Annotated in this window: 14 protein-coding genes and 1 pseudogene; 5 read left to right on the top strand and 10 right to left on the bottom strand. The window is 68.7% G+C overall.

What is annotated here, in order from left to right; genetic code table 11:
- The first annotated feature begins 39 nt into the window (after nt 1–39).
- Nucleotides 40–417 (top strand): DUF3060 domain-containing protein, encoded by a 378-nt coding sequence (locus B1790_RS27590; protein WP_369832440.1) that lies wholly within the window; start codon nt 40–42, stop codon nt 415–417.
- A gap of 2 nt (nt 418–419) precedes the next feature.
- The gene (locus B1790_RS27585; RefSeq protein ID WP_079926481.1) at nt 420–818 is read left to right on the top strand and encodes a DUF3060 domain-containing protein; all 399 of its coding nucleotides are present in this window, start codon (nt 420–422) and stop codon (nt 816–818) included.
- Here the strand turns inward: B1790_RS27585 and B1790_RS27580 are convergent.
- The 4 genes from B1790_RS27580 to B1790_RS27565 form a co-directional block, all read right to left on the bottom strand.
- Nucleotides 805–1,584, bottom strand: a complete 780-nt coding sequence (locus B1790_RS27580) for a crotonase/enoyl-CoA hydratase family protein (RefSeq protein ID WP_079926480.1) — start codon at nt 1,582–1,584, stop codon at nt 805–807. The genes B1790_RS27585 and B1790_RS27580 overlap by 14 nt on opposite strands.
- The gene (locus B1790_RS27575; protein WP_079926518.1) at nt 1,581–2,294 is read right to left on the bottom strand and encodes a PaaX family transcriptional regulator C-terminal domain-containing protein; all 714 of its coding nucleotides are present in this window, start codon (nt 2,292–2,294) and stop codon (nt 1,581–1,583) included. The genes B1790_RS27580 and B1790_RS27575 overlap by 4 nt, the downstream gene beginning before the upstream one ends.
- A gap of 15 nt (nt 2,295–2,309) precedes the next feature.
- A complete protein-coding gene (locus B1790_RS27570; RefSeq protein WP_079926479.1) occupies nt 2,310–3,248 on the bottom strand; it encodes a crotonase/enoyl-CoA hydratase family protein in 939 nt (312 codons plus the stop codon).
- 91 nt (nt 3,249–3,339) lie between these two features.
- Nucleotides 3,340–4,968, bottom strand: coding sequence for an acyl-CoA dehydrogenase family protein (locus tag B1790_RS27565; protein WP_079926517.1), 1,629 nt, complete (start codon nt 4,966–4,968; stop codon nt 3,340–3,342).
- Between the two features lie 73 nt (nt 4,969–5,041).
- Between B1790_RS27565 and B1790_RS27560 the strand changes: the two genes are divergently transcribed.
- Complete coding sequence (locus B1790_RS27560; RefSeq protein WP_079926478.1) at nt 5,042–5,383, top strand: cupin domain-containing protein; 342 nt, start codon at nt 5,042–5,044, stop codon at nt 5,381–5,383.
- A gap of 9 nt (nt 5,384–5,392) precedes the next feature.
- Here B1790_RS27560 and B1790_RS27555 read toward each other — a convergent pair whose 3' ends face one another.
- Complete coding sequence (locus B1790_RS27555; protein ID WP_079926477.1) at nt 5,393–6,439, bottom strand: phosphatase PAP2 family protein; 1,047 nt, start codon at nt 6,437–6,439, stop codon at nt 5,393–5,395.
- 598 nt (nt 6,440–7,037) lie between these two features.
- On the opposite strand from B1790_RS27555, the gene B1790_RS27545 reads away from it, so the two are divergent.
- Nucleotides 7,038–11,285 (top strand): Ig-like domain-containing protein, encoded by a 4,248-nt coding sequence (locus B1790_RS27545; protein ID WP_142271533.1) that lies wholly within the window; start codon nt 7,038–7,040, stop codon nt 11,283–11,285.
- A gap of 9 nt (nt 11,286–11,294) precedes the next feature.
- Here the strand turns inward: B1790_RS27545 and B1790_RS27540 are convergent.
- The 4 genes and pseudogenes from B1790_RS27540 to B1790_RS27525 all read right to left on the bottom strand — a co-directional run bounded on the left by B1790_RS27540 (nt 11,295) and on the right by B1790_RS27525 (nt 15,035).
- Nucleotides 11,295–12,043: pseudogene (locus B1790_RS27540) on the bottom strand (deoxyribonuclease IV).
- A 30-nt stretch (nt 12,044–12,073) separates the two neighbouring features.
- Complete coding sequence (locus tag B1790_RS27535) at nt 12,074–13,006, bottom strand: 1-phosphofructokinase family hexose kinase (protein WP_079926474.1); 933 nt, start codon at nt 13,004–13,006, stop codon at nt 12,074–12,076.
- The gene (locus B1790_RS27530) at nt 13,003–13,776 is read right to left on the bottom strand and encodes a DeoR/GlpR family DNA-binding transcription regulator (protein ID WP_079926473.1); all 774 of its coding nucleotides are present in this window, start codon (nt 13,774–13,776) and stop codon (nt 13,003–13,005) included. Before B1790_RS27530 ends, B1790_RS27535 begins: the two co-directional genes overlap by 4 nt.
- Nucleotides 13,773–15,035, bottom strand: a complete 1,263-nt coding sequence (locus B1790_RS27525) for an FGGY family carbohydrate kinase (RefSeq protein WP_233165345.1) — start codon at nt 15,033–15,035, stop codon at nt 13,773–13,775. Before B1790_RS27525 ends, B1790_RS27530 begins: the two co-directional genes overlap by 4 nt.
- A 70-nt stretch (nt 15,036–15,105) precedes the next feature.
- On the opposite strand from B1790_RS27525, the gene B1790_RS27520 reads away from it, so the two are divergent.
- Nucleotides 15,106–15,948: a class II fructose-bisphosphate aldolase gene (locus B1790_RS27520; RefSeq protein ID WP_079926471.1), complete on the top strand. Its 843-nt coding sequence runs from the start codon at nt 15,106–15,108 to the stop codon at nt 15,946–15,948.
- A gap of 93 nt (nt 15,949–16,041) precedes the next feature.
- Here B1790_RS27520 and B1790_RS27515 read toward each other — a convergent pair whose 3' ends face one another.
- Nucleotides 16,042–17,064 carry an ABC transporter substrate-binding protein gene (locus tag B1790_RS27515; RefSeq protein ID WP_233165349.1) on the bottom strand — a complete coding sequence of 341 codons (1,023 nt, stop codon included), beginning with the start codon at nt 17,062–17,064 and terminating at the stop codon, nt 16,042–16,044.
- Nucleotides 17,065–17,072: the final 8 nt, after the last annotated feature.

The following is a 17,072-nucleotide window of genomic DNA, read 5'->3' as shown; positions in this document are numbered from 1 at the left end:
GCGAAGGCCGATCGGGGCCGCGTCGCGAAGGGGGCCACCGTGGGTTGGAGAGCGTCGAGCACGTCGCTGGGGTTGAGCGTGGCCGTCATTCTCGGAACGCTGGTTGCGGCAGCACCGGCCGCCCAGGCCAAGAACGGCGACACCCACATCACGGGTCAGGGCGTCGTCCAGACGCTGGACTGCAACGACTCCACGCTCATCGTCGTGGGCACCGGAAACAACATCACCGCCGTCGGCACGTGCTGGGGCGTGTCGGTCCAGGGTTCGGCCAACGTCATCGTGGTGGACAACGTCGTCAACGACATCACCGTCTACGGATTCGACCAGACGGTCCTCTATCACCAGGGCGAGCCGCTGGTCTGGGACCGCGGTCGCGAATTGGGCATGACCAACCGCATCGACCGGGTACCCGTCTAGGCATGCCCGCACGGTCCCTTCGATTCGTCCCCGCGCTGGCCGCATTGGCAATCGGCCTCGTCGGCTGCGGTTCGGACTCGGGCACCTCGCCGACGATGACGGCGGGATCGTCAGGTGTGCAGGTCGAGATCGCCAACACCATCAACTATGGCTCGGTCGGCACGACCGCCGAGATCGACTGCGCCGACGGCAAGTCACTGACCGTCGGCGGCTCCAACAACTCGCTCACCGTGAAGGGCACGTGCTCGAACGTGAACGTCGGCGGCGCCGACAACAGGTTGACCTTCGAGAAGATCGTCGACGGCCTCAGCGTCGTGGGCCTCAACAACACCGTCACCTACTCCGACGGCGACCCGAAGGTGAACGACACGGGCTCGGGAAATTCGATCAGGAAGGGCTAGCGAGTCCGTGCCGACCCGCACCGTCGGCGAATTTCTTTGCCCCGGAAAGTGATTCGGCGGCCACCCGGGACATGCTGCCGAATTCGACGTCCATCGCCTCGGCCTCCGACATGCCCCACTGGTTGAGCGCGGAGAGCCGGTCGGCCCGCAGGCACCGTTGCGGAAGCGCGGCCAGCTCGGTTGCCAGCGTCTCGGCGGCCTCACGCGCCGCACCGGGTGGCACGACGCGGTTGGCCAGTCCGATCGCGAACGCCTCACTCGCGTCGACGCTTCGGCCCGTGAGGATGAGGTCCATCGCCCGGCTGTGCCCGATGAGCCGCGGCAGCCGGACCGTGCCACCGTCGATCAGCGGTACGCCCCAGCGGCGGCAGTAGACGCCGAAGACGGCGTCCTCCTCGACCACCCGCAGGTCGCACCACAGCGCGAGTTCGAGTCCCCCGGCCACCGCGAACCCGCTGACCGCGGCGATGACGGGCTTGGACAGCGTCATGCGTGACGGCCCCATCGGGCCGGGGCCGGTGCGGTGTACCGGGTTCGCGTCGGGCGTCCCGAAAGCCTTGAGATCCGCTCCGGCACAAAATGTTCCGTTGTCACCCCACAGCACCGCGACGGCCGCGTCGTCGTCTGCGTCGAAGTCTTCGAACGCGGCGTGAAGGCCGGCCGCGGCGGGTCCGTTGACGGCGTTGCGGGCTTCGGGCCGATTCATGATCACCGTCGTGACGGGACCGTTGCGTTCCACTCGTACGCCGCCTGGATAGTCGGTCACGTGGCCTCCATCAGTGTCGTGTCGTCGCGTCGCGCCACCAGTTCGGCGGCGAAGTCGTGGTAGGCCTGCCGCAGTGCGGCCCCCGGCCAGTCGTCGGGCAGCAGTTCGGCTGGCAGCACGGGGTCGGCCAACAGGTGCCGAACCGTGGCCGCGGCGGCCACGAATCTGGCAGGCACGTCCGAGGCGCCGGACAGGTCGTCGAGCAGGCGGCGCCCGGCGTCAACCCAGGTGGGCACGTCCCACAGCGCGTCGACGAGGCCGGCCGGGTCGTCGTCGCGGGCACTCAGCACCCGCACCCGCCCCAGGAGTCCGCCGGCCAACTGCAGGTCGAGATTGGCCGGTCGCATCCACACGCCCTCGCGCAGCTCGCCGAATCGCTTGGCCTGCAGAGTCGTTCGCAGGGTCGCCCTGGTTTTCGCGTCGGTTCCGACGCTGGTGATCACCAGGGTCGACCACGTTCCGTCCCACGGCCGGAGCTTCGGGTCGAGGGCGTCGTCTTGACGGCGTTGCCTGGCGAGCAAGCGGTCCGAGAGGCGGTAGCCGTCCGCGGAGCGCACCAGATCACCGGCGCCGACCATTCGGGTCAGAGCCACCCGCAGCGTCGGCTCCCTGATCCCGAAATCGGCAGTGAGCCTGATCAATTCGGCCGCGGTGGCCCACGCGGGATGGGCCCCGAGCAGAACGCTCAGCACGACGGACCTGGCCGTCAGCCGAGTGAGCACGGGCTAGACGCCCGAGGTCTTGCGGCCGGCGTCCCCAAACGGTTCGTCGCGCGACTTCACGGCGTCGCGGAACCCGCGGGCGGTGGCCTCGGCGACGAAGGCGTGCCCCTCTGGCGTGTGCCGCGCGACGCCGTCGAACACCGTGCTGACCATGCTGCTGGTGGCGACGCCCTGGTTGAACAGGGCGGTGTTGAGCGCCAGCTTGGCCATGATGAGCTGGTTGACGGGCATGGCCGCGATGCGTCCGACGAGGTTCTCGGTGCGCTCGTCGAGGTCCTCGGGTTCGGGCGCCTCGACGGCGAGTCCCCATTCCGCGGCCTGGGCGCCGGTGAGGCAATCACCGGTGAAGAGAAGGCGTTTCGCACGTTGGTCGCCGAGGCGGTGCGCCCAGAGGCCGGCCGCGGGCACCCCCCAGACGCGCATCGGCGGGTAGCCGATCTTCGCGTCGGCGGCGACGATCACCTGGTCGGCGTGCAGGGCGATGTCGGTGCCGCCGGCCACGCAGTAGCCGTGAATCTTGACCACCGTCGGCTTGTCGGCGTGCATCAGGCTGGCGAAGCCGCGGACGAACCGGCTCATCATCTGGTAGTCGACCATCGGGTCCCACGGCTGATCGGGCAGATGGTTGACCGCCTGGGTCTTGCCGTCGAGCACCGTGCCCTTGTAGCCGCCGGTGCCGCCTGCCGACGACGTGCGGTCGGCGTAGGCAGACAGGTCGAAGCCGGAGCAGAAGCCCGCACCGCGGCCGGAGATCAGCATGACGTGGACGTTCGGGTCGAGGTCGGCCCGCTCGACCAACGCGGACAGCTCCAGTGGGGTGTCGGCGACGATGGCGTTGCCCTTGTCGGGGCGGTTGAACGTGATTCGGGCGACGCGGTCGGTGACCTCATAGGTCATGGTCTTGAGGTTGTCGAAGTCGACGGGTCGGATGGCGTGGGTCATTTGCCGATCACCTCTCCCCGCGAGCAGTCACAAAGGGCCCTGAAATGTGCCCCATGAGGGCCTTTTGCGACTGCTCGCGCACGGATGGGGGTCATCCCTTGACCATTGCACGCTCGATGATCGGCGCCAGGTCGAGGCCCGTCGGCAGCGTGCCAAACGCTCCGCCCCACTGGCCGCCGAGCCGGCTGGCCAGGAACGCCTCCGCCACCGCGGGGTGGCCGTACCTCGCCAGTAGCGAGCCCTGCAGGGCGAGCGAGATGTCCTCGGCGATCTTGCGGCCGCGGTACTGGATGGTCTCCAGATCGCCGAGCTCCGCGCGCAAGGACTTCACGTGCGCGTCCAGCCGCAGATCGTGCCCCGCCGTGCGACCCAGCTCGTCGAACAGCACCTCGACGCACGCGGGCCGGGTTGCCATGGCGCGCAACGTGTCCAGGGCGCTGACGTTGCCGGAGCCTTCCCAGATGCCCATCAGCGGTGCCTCCCGGTACAGCCGGGGCATGCCCGACTCCTCGACGTATCCATTGCCGCCAAGGCACTCCATCGCCTCCGCCGCATGCGGGGTGGCGCGCTTGCACACCCAGTACTTGCCTGCGGCGAGACCGATTCGCCGCAGCAGGGTCTCACGCTCGTCGCCGCGGTTGGCCGCATCGGTGGCGCCGGCCATCCGCATCGCCAGCATGGTGGCGGCTTCGGCCTCGACGGCGAGGTCGGCGAGCACGTTGCGCATCAGCGGTTGGTCGATCAGGTACTCCCCGAACGCCTTTCGGTGCTGGGCGTGGTGGATGGCCCTGGTCAGGCCGGTACGCATGCTGGTCGCGCTGCCGAGCGTGCAGTCCAGCCGCGTCAGGTTGACCATCTCGATGATGGTCGGCACCCCGCGACCCTCTTCGCCGACGAGCCATGCCGTGGCGCCGTCGTACTCGACCTCGCTGGACGCGTTGGCGTGGTTGCCGAGCTTGTCCTTGAGCCGCTGCAGGAACATCCGGTTGCGCGTCCCGTCGGGCAGCACCCGCGGCAGGAAGAAGCAGCTCAAGCCGTTGGGCGCTTGCGCCAGCACCAGGAATACGTCCGACATCGGGGCGGAGGTGAACCACTTGTGGCCCCGCAGCGAGTACGTGCCGTCTCCGTTCGGCGTCGCCTGCGTGGTGCCGGCGCGGACGTCGGAGCCGCCCTGCTTCTCGGTCATCGACATGCCCGCGGTGAGGCCGGCCTTCGCGGTGGGCACCGCCAACTCGGGGTCGTACACCCGGCTGCTCAACAGGGGCTCGTAGACCGCGGACAGTTCGGGGTTGTGCCGCAGCGCGGGCACGACGGCGTAGGTCATCGAGATCGGGCAGACGTGGCCCGCCTCCGGTGTCCAGACCGACGTCTTGGCGGCGCGGACGACGTGCGCGCCCGGCCGGTCGTCGGCCCACGGGGCCGCATGCAAGCCGTGACCGACGGCGACCCTCATCAGTTCGTGATAGGCGGGGTCGTACTCGACCTCGTCGACGCGATGTCCGTAGCGGTCGTGGGTCCGCAGTGTCGGCTGATGACGATCGGCGAGCTCACCCCACCGCTGCGCTTGAGCGCCTCCCGCGAGCGCGCCGACCTCGAAGACCTCGTCGGCACCCCACTGGCCGCCCTCGCGCATCAGCGCCTCGGCGAGCACGGGTGACGTCGCGGGGTTGTAACCCTCCAGCGTGGGGACCTGATTGGTGACGACGTGCGTGTCCGGCATGCCGTTCACTGTTACATTTCACCGACAGTTGCACAAGGTTCGTAATGAGGCGACGTCCACGCATACTGATCCGATGACGCCGAACACCGTCGTACACGCCGCGACACTCGAACTCGACCACGAGCCGGTCCCTGCCGAACAGTCGGTGCGCGGCGAGCCCACGACGGGCGCGATGGCAGTCGACCAGTTCGGCGGCCTCGAGGTCGGGGTGTGGGAAATGACGCCGGGCGTGATGAACGACGTCGAGACCGACGAGGTGTTCGTCGTGCTTTCCGGCGCGGCCACCGTCGAATTCGTCACCGGCACGGAGACCATGCACCTCGGACCCGGCGACATGGTGCGGTTCGCCGCTGGCGCCGAGACGGTGTGGACGGTCACCGAGACCCTGCGGAAGGTCTACCTCACCGCCAGCTGAGCGGAGCCCTCATCGTCGCGCCTCGTAGCGGCGCAGGGCCGTCAAGACGACCGCCGCGAGCGCCCACCCGAGCAGGATGTCGACGACGTAGTGCTCGGCGGTGTACACCAGCGTGAACGCCATGATCAACGGATACGCCACCAGCAGGGGGCGCCACCCGGGGCGCACCCGTGTCCAGATGAAGGCCGACACCGCGGCGCTCATCCCGGCGTGGAGCGACGGGATCGCCGCAACCAGATTGACGCTGGCCTGCCCCTGATCGATCAGCGCGCTCGCCGTGTGCAGGTTTAGGTTGTCCCAGCCCCGGCCAACGATTCGCTGCACCCAGGGGTTGGCGCCGTCGTGGTGGGGTGTCACGGCCCCGAGCAGTCCGCCGCCGGGGACGCCACGGCCGGAGCCGAACATGCACTGCGGGTTCGACGGCCCGGCGGCGACGTCGTCGGGCGTACACCTGGCAGCCGCCCACGGCGGCGCAGCGGGAAGCAGCGCATAGATGACCAGCCCGGCGAGATTCAGTCCGACGAACAATCGGACGAACGCCTTCCATTCGTCACGATTGCGAAGCCAGAGGACCGCCGCCACGACGTACGGAAGGATGAAGAACGACATGTAGACGGTGCTGAGCGCTACCTCCCACCAGGGCGGCTGCAGTTGCTTCAACCGCTCCTGCAGCCACACCGTCGGCATGGTTCCGAAGAACATCAGGCGATCCATGTCCGCCTGCCAGAGCCACATCGTCGGTCGGCCGATCAGCGTCGCCGCTCCCCTGCTGAGGTCGTAGGCGATCAGGAGGAGCGCAAACGGCAGCCAGTCGCGAATGACGTAGAGGACGCGGCGGCCCTGGCCGATGCTGGCGGTTGCGAGGCCGGTACAGATGTAGACGAGCAACAGCTCTCGGTTGAACGCGAAGCCACGGGTCACGGTCAGATAGCCCACGACGCAGGCCCAGACGGCCACCCCAAGCAGACGCGCGATGCGGAGTCGTCGCTCGCGGACGCCGGCCACTGGCTTGGCATGGGCCAGTACTTCTGGGGATGACTGGTCGAGTACGGGCACAGGAGCCTTTCGCGATCGGAAAGTGCAGTGTTCCCGTGGTGACGTTAGTCAACCCTCCGTACATTCGCCGTTCATGTGAGCGTCAGACGTCGTCGCGAAGGAACGCGATGCCGTCCTTGCGTCCCTCCTCGTGATTTCAGGGGCGGCGACCGTCGCATTCACCAGCGGCAGTCAGAGGTAGGAGCCGTGACCCAGCGACGTGGCGCGACTTGTCGCCGGCGCCGAGACGGTGTGGTCGGTCACCGTTCACCACCGCGGTTTCATCGGCGCACGCACGGCACGACGTCGCACTTGGCGCCGGTTCACTCGCGCGCGCCCGTCAGCCCCCGCCGCCCCGCGAGGCGACAGCAAGTTGCAGTGATCTTGATGACGTAGCCTGGCTAATTTCATTGGACACCTCTAGGAAAGTCTTTACAAGCTACTTGAACTGGCATAAGTATGCCCTCAGGCATTCCTAGCAAACATCACATACGCCTATGCAGCAACGTCCACGGCAAGCTAAACTGACCCCGACGTCAAACAGTTTCAATCCATATAGCCGACCCGCGGCTCGCAGTCGCCGCAGGGCGCTGATTGCTGACATTTGGGGTCTCGTAGCATGAAACACAGTAGGTACGTCGGTCGGATCGGCGCCTTGGCAGTTGCCCTGGGGATTGGGTCAGCCATCGCTGCCCCGGCGGGCATCGCGTGGGCCGACTCGGAGACGGCGAGCGACAGCCCCGACAAGTCGACGCCCCCAAGCAGCAACAGCACGCCGGATACCACCGGGCCGTCGGGGGTCGACACCTCCCCGCAGCCGACCAACAATCCGCCTGCGACCGGCAACCCGTCTGGCCCCACCACACCGGTGAGTGGCGGCGGCACGGGGACGTCACAAACCGTCGACGCGGTCGCGCCGGGAGTGACGGTGTCCTCCTCCGGTGGCGCGCACACCTCGACACACGGAAACAAGTCCGCGGACGACCCAAAGCCGAAACCGGCCACCAAGACCCGAACCAAACCGGCCACGTCCACATCGGCGCAGACCACCCGCGTCACCAAGACGGTCGACGACGCGGCTTCGTCGACCCAGACGTCGACGCAAACCGCCAAGACCCCGGTCACCACTGCCGCATCGGCCATGCAAGTCACGACGGCACCCGCGGTCGCAGCACCGCCGGTCATGGTGAGCCCGGTCCAGGCGGTCATCACGTCGGCTCTCCACAATGCCGTCGGGGTCGCGCTGTCGTCGTTCTTGAAGGCCCTGGAGCGCGGTGTTGCCGAGTCGCCGATGTCATGGATGCTCCTCGCCGCGGCCCGCCGCGAAGTGGGTGTGACCACGACCGCGACCACCGCGGCCAAGGTGTCGCAAACCGCCACCGCGCTGACGACGACGGCGGTCAACGCACCCCCGACCGCCCAGGCGGTGTTCGGCACCGCCAACCCGACGACCGGCGCGATCACGGGTCAGCTCGTCGGCACCGACGATCAGGGCAAGAAGGTCACCTTCGCGGTGACGGGCAAGCCGACCACGGGAACGTTGGTCTACAACAGCAAAACCGCGTCCTTTACCTACACCCCGACGACGGCTCAGCGGGTACTTGCCGCCCTGACGACGACGGTCGACACCGTCGCCATGACGGTCACCGCCTCCGACGGCGTCAACAAGGTGGCCGTCCAGATCGACATACCCATCGGAGCCATTCCGCTGTCCGTGCGCACCGACGTGGCCTCAGGAGGGGCAGGCGCCGCCGCCGCCACGAATACGCGGGCGTACGTCACGAACCGCGGCGCAGGCACCGTCACGGTGATCGACACCGTGACCGGCACCGTGGTGGGCACCTTCGCCGCAGGCGCAGAACCCGACGGCGTCGCGGTCAAACCGGACGGCACCAGGCTGTACGTGTCGAGTTCGACCAAGAACACCGTGACCGTCATCGACACCGCCACCGGTGTGGTGAAGGCGTCCATCGCCGTGAACGCGCCCACCGCGATCACGGTCAGCCCGACCGGGGGCTCTGTCTTCCTCACCAATGACGTCAACGGCACTGTCACGCGTATCAGCACCTCTACCAACAAGATTGCCACCGTCACGAAGCTGCCGGTCGGCTCACGCCCGACCGAGGTGGTCGTCAGCCCCGACTCGAAGTACGTCTACGTCACCGCCACGACTGCCACCGGCTCATCCACGGTGCTGAGGTTCGCCCCCACCTCGACGACTGCGACCAAGATCGCCGAATTGTCAGGCCCCGCAACGGGTGTGGTGGTCAGTGCGGACAACGCCAAGATCTTCGTGAGCCAGGTCGACGGCACCGTCACCGTGATCGACGCGAAGACGCAAGCCGTCGTGAAGTCCATTCAGACCGGTGCGGTCGCCACGGGACTGGCGGTCACCAGGGACGGCAGCACCGTCCTGGTGACTGACGACGCGGGTCGGGTGAGGGCATTCGGCGTAGCCAACGGAGAGCTGCTCAACGAGGTGAGCACCCGACCGTCGACCACTCCGCTGTCCCAAGGACCGGCAACGATCATCAGCCCGGACGGTACCGAGCTGTACGTGACGGACTACGACGCGGGCACGGTTCACGTCGTCTCGCTCACACCGCCAAACGCACGTCCGACGGCAGGAACCCCGACCACGGGAACGCCGAGCACGTCGACGGGAGCGACCACCGGAACCATCGGGGTGACCGACCCCGACGGAGACCCGTTGAGCTACGTCGTGTCCGGCGCACCAGGCAAGGGGAAGGTCGTCGTCAACGCGAACGGCACCTTCACCTACACGCCGACGGCAGCGGCCAGGCACGCCGCCTCGACGCTGAACGCACCGTCCAGCGTCACCACCGACTCGTTCACCGTGACGGTGTACGACGGTCGCCGAGGCGTCGTCACGACCACGATCACCGTCGCGATCAGCCCAACCAACAAGGTGCCAACTGTCAAGAAGACGGTTGGCAGTCCCAATGCCAGCGGCGTCGTCACGGGCAGCGTCAAGGGAACTGATCCCGAGAAGGACCTCGTCACCTACTCACAGGCGAGCGGGCCCACCAAGGGCATCGTGACGCTAACGGCGACAGGCGCTTTCACCTACACGCCGACTGCGGAAGCTCGCCACGCCGCGATGAAGATCGGTGCCACTGCCGCAGACAAGAAGGACACGTTCACCGTCGCGGTAGCCGACGGGCACGGCGGTGTCGTCAACGTCGTGGTGAGCGTGACGATCAAGCCCGCGAACGTCGCCCCCACCGGCGGCGGTAGCACCCCGGTCCAGACCGATCCCCGGACCGGGGTCGTCACAGGAACGCTCACGACAGTCGACGCCGACGGGGATCCGCTGACGTACAGCGTCACCGGCCCCAAGAAGGGGTCGATCGTCGTCCGGCCCGACGGCACCTTCACCTACACGCCGACGACCGCGGCACGCGATGCCGCCTCCGCCGCCAACGCGACCGCGGCGACGAAGTCGGAGGCCATCGCCATCACGGTGACCGACGGTTACGGCGGCACGGCGAAGTTCACCCTCACCGTCCCGATCGAGCCCTATCCCCCGGGCAACCGGCCACCGTCGAACGGTCAGGTGGTGGTCACCAGCACGTCCTCGGCGCTCGGCACCGTCACGGGCACGGTGACGTCCGTCGATCCCGAGGGCGACCCACTGAAGTACACGGTCACCGGCGGACCGACCAAGGGCGTCGTGAAGGTCGATCCCCTCACGGGCGCCTTCACCTACACCCCAAGCGTGGACGCCCGATACACCGCGCTGGCCACCCCCGGCGAGGACGTCGACAAGTTCACCGTCACCGTCAGCGACGGCCTGGGCGGCGTCACGACGACCACGGTGAGCGTCACCGTCGTCACGCCGGCCGCGAGCGCAGTGGATCAGAGGCCGACGGGCATCGCCGTGCACGTTCCCGACATGCTGTTCTACACGCAGGCCCAGATCAACGACGCGTTCGACGCGTTGCAGGCCAACGGGATCGACACGGTCAGGGTTCTCATCCCGTGGGCTGCGATCGAGACCTTCCCGGGCGTCTACAGCTGGACCGCCGTCGACCGCGTGGTGAACACTGCGGCACTGCGCGGCATCAAGGTGCTCGGCGTGCTCAACTCGACGCCGTTGTGGGCGGCCGCGCCGAACACCCTTCCGCTCGCCGGAATGCCCAAGGACAACGCGCAATTCGCGAAGTTCGCGAAGGCCGTCGCCACTCGATACAAGGGCAAGGTCGGCAGCTACGAGGTGTGGAACGAGCCCAACGGCATTCAGTTCTGGCAGCCGTCTCCCAACGCGGCGCAATACACCGAACTGCTCAAGGCTGCCTACACGGCGATCAAGTCCGCCGACCCCAACGCGGTGGTCGTCGCAGCGGCCGTCGGCGCGGTGGTCGACTTCGGCAACTTCTCGGTCAACCCGGTGCGGTTCATCTCCGAGATGTACGACGCTGGCGCGGCGGGCTACTTCGACGCTCTCTCGTTTCACCCGTACCTCTACAACCAGGCGTTCTCCCAGCAGGGGGCGTACCCCGAGTCGCCGCTCAACCAGGCGAAGCGGATCTACGCACTGATGGTGGCCAACGGCGACGGTGACAAGAAGATCTGGGCGACGGAGTACGGGCAGCCGTCGTCGCTGGTGTCCCAGGCAAGCCAGGCGCTGTTCTTGGGCGACTTCCTGAGGACGTGGCGCACCCTGCCGTTCGCCGGGCCCACGTTCATTCACCAACTGGTCGACACGAACGACGCAAGCGCGACCGAGGCGTCGTTCGGCCTGTTCGACACGAACTGGGTCCCGAAGCTCGCGCTGTTCACCGTCAAGCTGGTCCTCGCGGAGAACAAGCTGATCGAGGCGGCAAAGAACGCCACGGCGTTGTAGGCGTCGGGGTCAGACGTTGTCGCGCAGGAACGCGATGTCGTCCTTGCGTCCCTCGTCGGAGGTCTCGCAGATGACGGGGCGTCGGCGGCCTTGACCACGGCGACCAGCAGCTGGGGGTCGATCTGCCCGGTGCCGAAGTTGGCGTGCCGGTCGGCGCCCGAACCCGCGGCGTCGCGTGAGTCGTTGCAATGCACGAGGTCGATGCGGCCGGTGATGGACTTGATTCGCTCGACGGCGTCGATCAACGCCTCGCCGGCCGCCCACGCGTGGCACGTGTCGAGGCAGAAGCCAATTCCCTTGTCGCCGATGTGATCCCACAGTCGGGCGATGGTGTCGAAATGGCGGGCCATCGCGTGGTCACCGCCCGCGGTGTTCTCCAGGTACACCGGGACGTCGGTCGTCAGGGAGTCCAGTGCCTTGACCCACCGCTCGAACCCGGCGTCCATGTCGTTGTCGTCGGCGTGCCCGCCGTGGACGATGACGGCCGTGGCGCCGACGTCCGCGGCAGCGTCACACGTGTCCTGGAGGATCTTCCGCGACGGGATGCGCACGCGGTTGTTCGCCGACGCCACGTTGATCAGATAGGGGGCGTGCACGTAGAGCGGCACGCTGGCGGCACGTAGCGCCTCGGCGTCCTCGCGCGGCTTCGGCTTCTTCCAGCTCTGTGGGTTTCCAAGGAAGAACTGCACCACCTCGGCGCCTTCTGCAGCAGCGGAGGCCAGTGGGTCGTCGTCGTGGACATGCGAACCGATCAGCACGCGGCCAGTCTAGGTCGGCCGTCCGACAGCTCAGGTCAGAGGTGTGTCGGCCCTGGCCGGGCCGATGTGCACCGACCGCCGGGGGTCTGGCACGCCGAGCAGCGTGCCGTCGTGTTCGACGGCGGTTGCCCCGAAGCGCAGCGCACTGGCCAGCGCCTCGGCTCCACCGTCGGGTTCGGCCAGGTAGCCGGCCAGGAAGGCGTCCCCCGCCCCGACGGTGTTGACGACGCGTCGGACCGGGGCGGCCCCGTGCAGCGCCTCCGGAAGGCCTGCGTCCACCAACAGGGCGCCTGCGCCGCCGAGGCTCACCAACACGGTCCGGACGCCGCGGCCGAGCAGCGTGCGCGCGGCCGCCTCGACGTCGCCGACGGTGTGCAGCTCGACGCCGAGCACCTCGGCCAGCTCGTCGGCGTTGGGCTTGACCAGATGCGGCAACCCGCCTCGGTCGTTGTCCAGCACCGCCGCCAGCACGGGGCCCGACGCGTCGACCGCCACCCACCGGCCCGCCGCGCGCGCCTCGGCGACCGCCCTAGCCAGGCGGCTCGGGGCGAATCCGGCGGGCAGGCTGCCCGCCCACAGCACCCGGTCGCCGGCGCGGGCCGCAGCGCACAGCGCGTCGACCTCGTCGCCCGACAACGCGGGGCCCGGCTCGTTGACCTTCGTGCTGCGACCGTCGGCTTCGACGATGGAGACGTTGCTGCGGACGTCGCCCGCGATCGGCACGCCGACGACGTCTAGTCCCAAGAGCGTTAGAGCCGAACGTATTTCACGTCCGGTGCCGCCGCCGACGGGAAGTACTGCGCACACCTCGACGCCGACCCCATGCAGGGCAAGGGCGACGTTGACCCCCTTGCCACTCGGCTCGGTCATGGTGGTGGTGGCGCGGTTGACGGCTCCCGGTTCCAGCCGGGGAAGGTGCAGCGTGCGATCGAGGCTCGGGTTTGGCGTGACGGTCACGATCATCGGTCGGCCACCTCGACGGTGACGCCGGCCGCCCGCAGCCGTTTGCGGTGTGCCGCGGTCGCCTCGGCGTCGGTGATCAGCACGTCGACGTCGTCGAGAGTGGCGTGTCTGGCGTGACTGACGCGTTCGAACTTGCTGGAGTCGACCAGGAACACCCGCTGACTGGCCGCGGCCAGCATCTGGTGTTTGACGTCGGCTTCGTCGGCGTCGGGGGTGGTGAGGCCGCGGTCGAACGACAGTGCGTTGGTTCCGAGGAACGCGACGTCGACGTTGACTCCTGCCAGCGCCTGGCCGGTGAGCGGTCCGACGGAGGCCATCGTCGCCGGTCGGATTCGGCCACCGAGTGCGACCACGTCGATCCCCCGCTCGTGCAGGGCCGCGCCGACGGGCCAGGAGTTGGTGTAGACGACGAGTCCGCGGTCGGTGGGCAGCATCTCGGCCAACCGCAGGGTCGTGGAGCCCGCGTCGAGCAGCAGTGAACCGCCGTCGGGGACGAACCGCAGCGCCCGGCGGGCGATCGACGACTTCTGGGTCAGGCGTACGTCGCGGTCGGCGACGGGTGGTTCGGCGCGGCTTGGCTCACACGGCACGGCGCCGCCGTGGACCCGGCGCAACAGCCCGCGCTCCTCGAGGAGGGCGAGGTCCTTGCGGACGCTCTCGGCGCTGACGTCGAATCGCTGTGCGAGGAGCGAACTTTCGACGCGTCGATCAACGGTCAGCAGCCGAAGCACCTCGGCGTGGCGTTCGTCGGCGAACCACGTCCTGCTCACGGGGCACCCAGGTGGTCGTTCGCGCCGATGTCGCCGCAGGTCCTGGCGGCGAGGGTGGCCGCACCGAGTGCGCCTGCCTCCTCGACGCTCGACACCTCGAGCGGGCCAAACCGGGCAACCTTGGCGCGCATAACTTCTGCGCTGTGCCGCCATCCTCCTGTGACGACGACTCGGGCGGCCGGGCCGACGACCTGGTCCATGGCGTGGTGAAGTGCCAACGCCTCGTCGGCGGCCGCGGCGACCACGGATCGCCACTCGACGCCAGGGCCGCTGCCTGCCTCGGCGGCGGCGTCCAACTGCGCCACGTTGGCACCGAGGCGCTCCATGGCGCGCAACTGCGCCAGCCCGCCCTCGGTGCCGCCGAGCAGACTCCAGTGGCCGGCCTCGACGCTCGGGTCGGTGGTGATGCCCGCGTTGGCGAGTCGCGCGACGTCGGCGCGAGACGGAATCGGAGTGATGGTGCGGACCAGCGCTTCGGCGGTGCCGGACGAATCCAGTTCGTGCCCTTGGCCGGTGGCGCGGGCGCCGAGTGCGGAGGCTTGATGATCGTGGCCTGCCAAGGTCAGGACCGCGCCGCGGAGCAGCGGGCTGACCTCGTCGGAGGACACGACGCCGACCGGCACTCCGGCGGCCACCAATGGCGGCATCAGCGCGCGGCGGGCGCCCGACCAGTCCAGCGCCGCATCCCACCAATCGCACGTCGTGACGTCGAGCCATCCGGTGCGGCCGGCCAAGGAGAGTTCGAGAACGGCGTCGCCGCCGAGTCGACGCACCACCCAGCCGCCGACGTCGAACCGGGTCGTCGCGTCGCGCGTGGCCGGTGCGTGGCGCAGCAGCCAGCGGTGCTTGGTCAGCGAGAATTGGCCTCGCAGAGGCTTTCCCGCGATGCCACCGAAAGTCTCGGCGCCGATGGTCGCCGCCAGGTCGGCCACTTCGTCGCCGTCGCGGTCGTCGTGCCAGGCGATGACGGGGGCGAGCGGGCGTTCGCGCGCGTCGACGAGGACGCCGGACTCCCCCATGCAGGTCACGCCGACGGCGCGCACCTCGACCCCGGCGTCGACCGCCGCGGCGTTGAGGGCATCGAAGGCACTGCGGCACAACGCTTCCGGGCTGATCTCGGTGCCGTCGGGCGTGGTCTCCCACGTCGTGGCGGCACGTCCAGTGCCGAGGACCAACCCGTCGGCGTCGTAGACCACGGCCTTGCTCGAGGTGGTGCCGACGTCCAGCCCGGCGAACGCCGCCATCGCTCTCCTGCCCATTGCCCAATTGGAGGTACCTGGATATGGTTGCGTTTGATTGGATGTCAGTCAAGCCCCGACAGGAGCCGTCATGCCGCTGGTCCCCACGGCTGAACTACTGCGTACGGCCGCCGCGAACGGCAACGGCGTCGCCGCCTTCAACGTGGTGACCCTCGAGCACGGGGAGGGCATCGTCGCGGGCGCCCAGCACGCCGCCGCTCCGGTGATCCTGCAGGTCAGCGAGAACACCGTGGCCTTCCACGGCTCGCTGCGACCAATCAGCGCCGCGCTGGCAGCCTTGGCAGCCGATGCCGGCGTGCCGGTCGGCCTGCACCTCGATCACGTCGAGGCGCCGCACCTATGGGAGCAGGCAGCCGCCGCCGGGTATTCGTCGGTGATGGTCGACGGTGGCGCCCTGCCGTACGACCGCAACGTCGCCGTCACCGCCGCGGCCACCGTGTTGCTGCACGGACGGGGCTTGGCCGTCGAGGCCGAACTGGGTTACGTCGGCGGCAAGGACAGTCAGGTCAGCAACGCCCACGCCCCCGGCGTCCGCACCGATCCCCGGCAAGCGGCCGAATTCGTCGGCGCCACAGGCGTTGACGCGCTTGCCGTCGCGGTGGGCAGCTCACACGCCATGACCACTCGCACCGCCGAACTCGACCTCGACCTCATCGCCGCCCTGCGGGACGCGTTGTCGGTGCCCCTGGTGCTGCACGGCTCGTCCGGCGTGCCCGACGACGCGCTGCGCGCCGCCGTGCGGGCCGGCATCGTCAAGGTCAACGTGGGAACGGCGTTGAACGTCGCCTACACCGGCGCGGTGCGATCGGCGCTGGGGGCCGACGACGCCGTCGACCCGCGCAAGGCCCTGCGCTCCGCGCGCGCGGCGATCGGCGACACCGTCGCCCACCTGCTAGACGTCATCAGCCGCTGACCCGAACTTCCCGCCCCCTCGCCGAATGTGGACTTCTGCCACGCAAAGCCGCCGCTCCGCGTGACGAAAGTCCACACTCGGCGAGGGGGACGGTCAGCACTCCGACTTGTACGCCGCCGCCCCGCCCTCGCCGTCGAGGTTCTCCTTGGTGATGATCGTGAACCCGGTTTGCACGTTGGGGGTGTTCTGGCCGCCGTCGAGTGCTGTCACCGCTTCGTCGACGCCGAACCTGCCGATGGCGCCGGGATCCTGCGCGACGAGCGCCTGCACGGTGCCCTCACGCAACGCTTGAATTTGGTTGGGGCCTGCGTCGAATCCGACGACCTGCACCTGACCGCTCTTGCCCGCCTGCTTGATGCCGGTGGCCGACCCTTCGGCGGAGAACAGGTTGACAGCGAAGACGCCGACCAGGTCGGGATCCCGCTGCAATTGCGCACCGATCAGCTGCGCGGCGGTCGCGGGGTCGTTGTGGCTGTACTGCACGCCGACGTAGTTGAACTTCGGGTCGGCCTTGACGGCGTCCTCGAACCCCTTGGCGCGCGCGTCGGTCGTCGAGACGCCGGGCTCCAGACCCATCACCATGACCTTGCCGCCCTCGGGGTGTAGTTGCTTGATGGCGTCGAACGCCGCCGCACCGCCACCTTCGTTGTCACTTGAGATCGCCGACGTAGCGAAGGACGGATCGGCGGTCGTGGTGTCGACCAGGACGACCTTGATACCCGCCGCGGCGGCCTGCTGCAGCGGTTGCTGCAAAGCCTGGACGTCGGTCGGCGCCACCAACAGCGCGTCGGGCTTGCTCGCCACGATGGAGTCGAGGATCGGCTTCTGCAGGGTGGGGTCGAACTTCTGCGGCCCCTGCGTGTTCACCTTGACGCCCAGCTTGGCGGCTTCCTCTTGGGCGCCACACTGCATGGTGATGTAGAACTGGTCGCCCACCACACCCTGCAGGAGCGCAATGTCGTACTCCTTGCTGGCCTTTGGCGGCGCGGTCACGGTGGTGACCGCCGCCTGCGGGGCGGCCGAGGACGACGACGCCGCGCCGCCAGTCGACGTGCCGCTCGGTTCGGACTGGGGCTTGGACGACGTGCAGGCGACCATCGGCAACGCGAGCGTCATGACGCTCG

It is taken from the genome of Mycobacterium sp. AT1, assembly GCF_002043095.1.
Lineage (GTDB): Bacteria > Actinomycetota > Actinomycetes > Mycobacteriales > Mycobacteriaceae > Mycobacterium.
This window is presented reverse-complemented; position numbering and strand designations above follow the sequence as displayed.